Consider the following 4,229-nt stretch of genomic DNA (forward strand, 5'->3'; position numbering starts at 1 on the left):
CGCTGCGGGTGTGCACGGCAAGGATCTGGCGTCGTCCGGTGAGGTCAGGCGGGCTGACCGTGACCCGGCGGTCGAAGCGACCCGGGCGCAGCAGCGCCGGATCCAGCACGTCCGGACGGTTGGTGGCCGCGATGACGATGATGCCCTCGGTGCCTTCGAAACCGTCCATCTCGACCAGCAACTGGTTGAGGGTCTGCTCGCGCTCGTCGTGACCGCCGCCCATGCCGGCGCCACGATGGCGGCCGACCGCGTCGATCTCGTCGATGAAGATGATGCACGGCGCGTGCTTCTTCGCCTGCTCGAACATGTCACGGACGCGGCTGGCGCCCACGCCGACGAACATTTCGACGAAGTCCGAACCGGAGATCGAGAAGAACGGCACCTTGGCCTCGCCGGCGATCGCCTTGGCGAGCAGGGTCTTGCCGGTACCCGGGGGGCCGACCATGAGCACGCCGCGCGGGATCTTGCCGCCCAGCTTCTGGAACTTGCCCGGGTCGCGGAGGAATTCGACCAGCTCGCCGACTTCTTCCTTGGCCTCGTCGCAACCGGCCACGTCGGTGAAGTTCACCTTGACCTGGTCCTCGCCCTGCAGCTTGGCCCGCGAGCGGCCGAAGCTCATGGCGCCGCGGCCACCGGAGCCGGCCTGCATCTGGCGCATGAACCAGATGAGCACGGCCACGAAGATGATGATGGGCAACCAGTTGAACAGGAGGCCGATCAGGGAGAAGCCGTTATCGGCGGGCTCCTGGCGAAGCTCGACGCCCTTGTCGCGCATCTGCTTGACCAGGTCGCTGGTCGACAGGCCGACCACCGGCACGACGGTGCGGTAGCTGCCGCCGTCCTTGAGCTTGCCGGTAATGGTCGGCGGGGCGGACGAGGTGATCGTGCCGCTGGCAACGTTGCCGTTATCGACCTGCTGGGCGAACGCCGTGTAGGACATGTCCTGCGACGAGCCGCCGTGCGGGTTGAAGGTCTGGAATACGGTTAGGAGGACCACCGCGATGATCAGCCAGAGCAACAGGTTTTTAGCCATCTCATTCATGCGCGGTTCTCGCCAGGTTGCCGGGACGCGGACTTGAGGCCGGTCGCCAGCGCATAGACCTCTCGCGAACGCGCGCGGGAGGCCTTCGGTTTACGCATCGTCACGCGACTGAAGTCAGCGCGCAAGTTCTTTAGATACTCGTCGAAACCGGCCCCCTGGAACAACTTCACCAGGAACGACCCGCCGGGCGTCAGCCAGTCGAGGGCGAACTGCCGGGCGAGGTCGCAAAGATCCATGGCTCGGATCTGGTCCGCGAGGGCCACACCGGACATATTGGGGGCCATGTCCGAGAGGACAAGATCGACCTTCTTCCCTTCCAGCATGCCCTCGAGCTCGCGGAGGACGCTTTCTTCACGGAAATCGCCCTGCATGAAGTCGACGCCGGTGAGCCCCACCATCGGCAGGATGTCGAGGGCGATGACCTTGCCGGATTCGCCGAGGCGCTGGCGCGCCAGCTGCGACCATCCGCCCGGGGCGGCGCCCAGGTCGACGATGGTCATCCCCGGCTTGATCAGGCGATCCTTCTCAAGCACTTCCTCCAGCTTGAAAACGGCGCGCGAACGCATGCCCTCTGCCTGGGCCCGTTTGACGTAGGGGTCGTCGAAGTGCTCCTTGAGCCAGCGGGAGCTGCTTTTACTGCGTGCCATCGGCCGGGGAATCCGCCAGATAAAGAAGAGAAGGGGGCACGCATGATACCCTTTGCCCCCTCTCCCCCGCGAATCGAACCTGAACGCAATGTCGCTCTCCCCTACGCAGCGCCGCTACCTCCGCAGCCTGGCGCACGACCTTTCCCCCGTGATCCTGCTCGGCGCCAAGGGCGCCACCGAGGCGGTGGCCAAGGAACTGGGCAACGCCCTCGACCAGCACGAGCTGGTGAAGGTGAAGCTGTCGGGCGGCGACAAGGACGAGCGCCAGGCCCAGATCGCCTTCCTCACCGGCGAGACCAAGGCCGAAACCGTCCAGGAAATCGGCCATGTCGTGGTCCTGTTCCGCCGCAACGAACAGGATCCGAAGCTCGCCCTGCCCCGGTAAGCCTCCATGGATCTCACGCTAGATCGCCCCGGCGAGTACCTTTTCGTACGCCGGGTCAGCGCGGACACCATCACGGTGGTGGACCGCGATTTCCACGCCAGCCTCCTCCTTACGCCCGAACAAGTGGTCGAGGACTGGCCAGTGACCGACGCGAAGGCCATGAGTCTCGCCGACGTGGAGACCATCGCCGCCCTGAAGCCGGAGATCGTCGTCATTGGCACGGGTGAGCGTCAGGTCTTCCCGCCGGCCGAGGTCATGGCCGGCTTCCTCCGGCGCGGTATCGGCGTCGAAGCCATGACCAGCGGATCGGCCGCCCGGACCTACAGCCTGCTCTCCGGCGAAGGCCGCCGGGTGCTGGTCGCTTTCATCCTGCCCAAGCAAGGCTAAACGCCCATGCGCATCCTGGTCCTCGGCGCCGGCGGGACCGGCGGTTACTTCGGCGGTCGCCTCGCGCAGGCCGGGGCGGACGTCACCTTCCTGGTTCGCCCGCCACGCGCCGCCGTCCTCGAGCGGAAGGGCCTGGTTATCCGCAGCCCGTTCGGCGATGCCACGCCGAAGGTGAAGCACGCCACCGCTGCGGACGTGGCGGACGCCGGCCCATTCGATATCGTCCTGTTGTCCTGCAAGGCCTACGACCTGCACTCGGCGATCGAAGATATCGATGCGGCAGTCGGCGAGCACACGGCGGTCCTGCCGATCCTCAACGGACTCGCCCACTACGCCACCCTCGATGCCCGCTTTGGCGCAGGGAAAGTGATCGGCGGCATGTGCGTGATCAGCGCAGCCAAGGGGCCGGATGGCGAAGTCATCCATTTCGGCAGCGGCGCCTCGGTGACATTCGGCGAGCGGGATGGCGAAGCCCATGGAGGCCGCTGCGATGCGCTCGCGGCCGCATTCGCGACGGCCAAGGTCGACCACGTGCACTCGGCGGACATCACCCGCGACCTGTGGGCGAAGTTCACCTTCCTTACGTCGCTCGCCGGTAGCACCTGCCTCTTCCGCGCAAGCATCGGCGATATCGTCGGTACGGACGACGGCCGCCGGCTGGTCGAGCAGCTCTATGACGAATGCCTGGCCGTGGCGCGCGCATCCGGCCAGCCCGTGCCCGACCAGGCAAGGTCCATGGCATGGAAGGTCCTAACCCAGGAGGGCTCGCCGCTCACCGCGTCGATGCTGCGCGACCTGGAAGGTGGCCAGAAGATCGAGGCGGACCATATCGTCGGCGACATGTTGCGCCGCGCTCACGCCCAGGGCGTCAAGGCACCGATGCTCGAAACCGCATGGACACACCTGCAGGCGTTCGAGGCCCGCAAGGCACGCGCAAGGTAACGCGACGCTTTCGCGTAGGAGCCCACCCTGTGGGCGACATCTTTCGCGACGACGCTACAAGCCCTGCGACTCTTCGGCGAACGGCGTCGCCCCCAGGGTGGGCTCCTACGATGGCGGGTTACTTCGGCGGCAGAAACTGCAGCGGGTCGACCGGGTTGCCATCGCGGCGGATCTGGAACTGCAGTTCATCTCGCGTCGCGCCCGACGAACCCATCTCCGCCACGGTCTGGCCGGCCTTCACCTTCTCGCCTTCCTTCACCAGGCGCTTCCGGTTATGCCCGTAGGCGGAAAGGAAGCTGTCGCTGTGCTTGATGATGACCAGCTCGCCATAGCCCACCAAACCATTGCCGCTGTACACGACAACACCGTCGGCGGCGGCGCGGACCGGATCACCTGACTTGCCACCAATCTCGATACCCGGGATCGCATCGCCCGAAGCGAAGCGCTTGATCAGCGTGCCATCGGCCGGCCAGCGCCAGGTGATACCGCCAGCGCTGCGGGTCGCGCCACTGGCAATGATCGGCGTCGACGCGGGCGGATTCTCCACGGGCGGCGGCACGGCGGCAGGCGGCGCGCTGGGTGACGCCGGTGGCGGGACGACGGATTCGGCTGGCTTACCCGCCACGACCACGGGCGTGTTGGTAGTGGTCGCGGGGGCCGGTGCCGCTTCGGCCTCCGTCACGCCCTGGAACCCACCCTGGGGCGCGGGTACCGGTTGCGATGCGGGCGGCGGCGACGCGGGGTGTGCGGCCGGCGGAACGGCAGCGACCACGGGCGCCGCATGCGAGGGCGGCGGCGCGCCGGCGGCCGGCGGGCCCGGGTCCGG

6 protein-coding genes are annotated in these 4,229 nt (G+C 67.2%); 3 read left to right on the forward strand and 3 right to left on the reverse strand.

Annotation, left to right across the window (positions count from 1 at the left end; all coding sequences use genetic code 11):
- Together ACTHLF_RS14810 and rlmE are read right to left on the reverse strand one after the other, a co-directional pair.
- Positions 1–1,042, reverse strand: a 1,042-nt coding sequence (locus ACTHLF_RS14810; RefSeq protein WP_440328135.1) for an ATP-dependent metallopeptidase FtsH/Yme1/Tma family protein, incomplete at its 3' end; no start/stop codon positions are given.
- Complete coding sequence (gene rlmE, locus ACTHLF_RS14815; protein WP_440328136.1) at positions 1,039–1,689, reverse strand: 23S rRNA (uridine(2552)-2'-O)-methyltransferase RlmE; 651 nt, start codon at positions 1,687–1,689, stop codon at positions 1,039–1,041. The genes rlmE and ACTHLF_RS14810, both read right to left, overlap by 4 nt.
- 88 nt (positions 1,690–1,777) lie before the next feature.
- Between rlmE and ACTHLF_RS14820 the strand changes: the two genes are divergently transcribed.
- From ACTHLF_RS14820 to panE, 3 genes are read left to right on the forward strand one after another with little or no spacing between them, the layout of a single operon-like run.
- Positions 1,778–2,074, forward strand: coding sequence for a YhbY family RNA-binding protein (locus ACTHLF_RS14820; RefSeq protein WP_440328137.1), 297 nt, complete (start codon positions 1,778–1,780; stop codon positions 2,072–2,074).
- A gap of 6 nt (positions 2,075–2,080) precedes the next feature.
- Positions 2,081–2,461, forward strand: coding sequence for an Mth938-like domain-containing protein (locus ACTHLF_RS14825; protein ID WP_440328138.1), 381 nt, complete (start codon positions 2,081–2,083; stop codon positions 2,459–2,461).
- A gap of 6 nt (positions 2,462–2,467) precedes the next feature.
- A complete protein-coding gene (gene panE / locus ACTHLF_RS14830; RefSeq protein ID WP_440328139.1) occupies positions 2,468–3,403 on the forward strand; it encodes a 2-dehydropantoate 2-reductase in 936 nt (311 codons plus the stop codon).
- Positions 3,404–3,521: 118 nt separating this feature from the next.
- Here panE and ACTHLF_RS14835 read toward each other — a convergent pair.
- Positions 3,522–4,229: murein hydrolase activator EnvC family protein (locus ACTHLF_RS14835; protein WP_440328141.1), on the reverse strand; the 708-nt coding region annotated here is incomplete at its 5' end.

Origin of the sequence: Luteibacter sp., from assembly GCF_051958795.1 — a bacterium.
Lineage (GTDB): Bacteria > Pseudomonadota > Gammaproteobacteria > Xanthomonadales > Rhodanobacteraceae > Luteibacter.

Excerpts from the sequence above, each read along its gene's own strand:
- rlmE (WP_440328136.1), bottom strand. The coding sequence starts at position 1,689 with ATGGCACGCAGTAAAAGCAGCTCCCGCTGGCTCAAGGAGCACTTCGAC.
- ACTHLF_RS14820 (WP_440328137.1), top strand. The coding sequence starts at position 1,778 with ATGTCGCTCTCCCCTACGCAGCGCCGCTACCTCCGCAGCCTGGCGCAC.
- ACTHLF_RS14825 (WP_440328138.1), top strand. The coding sequence starts at position 2,081 with ATGGATCTCACGCTAGATCGCCCCGGCGAGTACCTTTTCGTACGCCGG.
- panE (WP_440328139.1), top strand. The coding sequence starts at position 2,468 with ATGCGCATCCTGGTCCTCGGCGCCGGCGGGACCGGCGGTTACTTCGGC.